Raw genomic sequence first — 2179 nt, 5'->3', positions numbered from 1 at the left:
CAATATAAAGAGGAGGTGGTTGCCTGATGGGCAGGTGGACATCAGTTATTACAAATGCCGGTCTTAATTTACTTGCTAGGGCACAAGGAAATATATTCAATTTTACAAAAGCTCAATGTGGTGCAGGTAGCGTTGATGTTGAATTATTAGCCGAACAGACTGCAATTTCGGATTACAAAAAGAACTTGTCTATTACTTCAATAATAGAAACGGACAATGTAACAAAACTAAGGCTCCAATTAAGCAATACAAGCATTGTTTCTGGGTTTAACCTTTTTCAAATAGGAGTTTTTGCAAAACTGGATGGTGATGCTACCGATGTATTGTTTATGATTATACAAGCGGATACTCCGGATTATATCCCGTCAGCTGCAGAAAGTCCCAACTTCGTGAATGACTATGTAGTTAATGTAATAATCGATAATGCTTCGGATATTACTGGTACCGTTGATTTGGCCGCATATGTTACGGTTGGGCAAATGAATGAATATACGGATTCACAAGTAAACGACCTGGCAGGAGAAGGACGCACTACGGAAACAGTGAAAGGGAATTCTGATGCTTTAAAAGCACATTCAGAATCAGAGATGCCTCATTTGTTTGAGGATGCAGCAGCACAAAAAACCTATAAATATGGTTTTAAACAGCAGGGTAATAACTTGGTATTTATGTTTGAGGAGGTGGTGTAAATGCCGGAAATTGTATTGCCAAATAGGGATGATACATTAAATTCAACAATGCGCGCACCGGTAGTAGGCGTAAAAACCATAACGGCCACTGCAGCTGAAGTTTTTGCAGGCGTTTCTGCTTTGTCCGGAAGGAGAAAAATGATAGTAAAAAATGAGGATGCAGTGCTAAGGTTTAGAATTGGACCGTCAAATGTTACACAGCAGAATGGCTTTCCGGTGGAGCCAGGGGCTGCGGTAGAATTTGAATTTGATCCGTCTAATGCAGTACAAATATATGCCATATCAGAGGGAGCCTCCCTGGATGTGTCAGTTATAGAATTTTAGAGGAGGGAGTAAGATGCTTTATAATATAACGGTTATAGATGATAGCACAACAAAAATTGAAGTAGATTTTTCAGATGAGGATGTCAATTTGCAGGGAGTAATGCATGTAAAAGGCGGAGAATCTGAGGCTTTGCAATATCTGCCTGTGTTTGAGAATGACTTAAGGCGCAATAATATAGATTTGTTTCCTCAGCCTGAAATGCCAGAAATACTGGAAGGCATGGAAGGAGGTATGTTTTAATGAAGTATATAAGTGGACCATATACTCAGGGACAACTATTGAAAGAAATACATGAAATTGAAATTGCTCTTACAAACAGGTTTGAGGTAGGTGGTGTAATAACCGATGCTACAGAGCAGCGATCATGGAGGGAGCGAGTAGAGGAAGCGAGCTTTGGTCGAAATACGGTGCTGTTTGATGACCAAGGAAATCCATCGGTAATGGTTGTAATACCAATGATGCTTCAGTCTGATTTACTTTCAGGTGCTCCAACTTCAGCACACCCTGCATTTATCGTAAATGGGAATATAAAGTCCAAATTATACATTTCGAAATATCAGTGCTTTACAACTGGTTCAGGCTCAACTTTGAGGGCGATTAGCTTAAAACATAGAGATCCTGGTCCCTATATTACTTTTGATAATGCTATTTTAGCATGCAATCAAAAAGGGAACGGTTGGCACCTGATGACCAATGCTGAATGGGCGGCTTTGGCGCTGTGGTGTAAAAAGAATGGCTTTATGCCACGTGGGAATAATTATTATGGCAAAGATGTCGGTGTAAATTCTGAAAAAGGTGTTGTAAGTTATTTTTATAATCCTACTACCGTAGGCAGGGTATTAACCGGATCAGGGCCGTTGCCATGGACTCATGATGGGACACCGTTCGGTATATATGATCTAAACGGCAATGTGTGGGAATGGGTAGGAGGCTTGAGGCTTAATATTGGTGAAATACAAATTCTTGAGAACAATAATGCAGCAGATGGTACCAAAGACCAAAGTGCTTCTAGTACAGAATGGAAAGCGATTTTGCAAGATGGTAGTCTTGTTGACCCAGGTACAGCGGATACACTGAAAATAGATTCACCTGTTGCAGGCGATGGAGTAGATGCAAATAATCTTGGAGCTCCAAAATTCAATACAGTAATTGCAAACAGTATGAA

The 2179-nt window shown here is 40.2% G+C and carries 4 protein-coding genes; all 4 read left to right on the top strand.

The features are described from left to right. Nucleotides 1–26: 26 nt before the first annotated feature. Nucleotides 27–689, top strand: coding sequence for a hypothetical protein (locus M663_RS0110595; protein ID WP_029688882.1), 663 nt, complete (start codon nucleotides 27–29; stop codon nucleotides 687–689). Next, nucleotides 690–1013, top strand: a complete 324-nt coding sequence (locus M663_RS0110590) for a hypothetical protein (protein ID WP_029688881.1) — start codon at nucleotides 690–692, stop codon at nucleotides 1011–1013. Nucleotides 1014–1026: 13 nt separating this feature from the next. Then, nucleotides 1027–1254 (top strand): hypothetical protein, encoded by a 228-nt coding sequence (locus M663_RS0110585; RefSeq protein ID WP_029688880.1) that lies wholly within the window; start codon nucleotides 1027–1029, stop codon nucleotides 1252–1254. Beyond that, on the top strand, nucleotides 1254–2179 hold a 926-nt coding region (locus M663_RS0110580), incomplete at its 3' end, for an SUMF1/EgtB/PvdO family nonheme iron enzyme (protein WP_273702699.1). The genes M663_RS0110585 and M663_RS0110580, both read left to right, overlap by 1 nt.

It is taken from the genome of Thermoanaerobacter sp. A7A, assembly GCF_000445185.1.
Classification (GTDB): Bacteria; Bacillota; Thermoanaerobacteria; order Thermoanaerobacterales; family Thermoanaerobacteraceae; genus Thermoanaerobacter.
The sequence above is the reverse complement of the archived record's forward strand: the minus strand, read 5'-3'. Positions and strand labels throughout refer to the sequence as shown.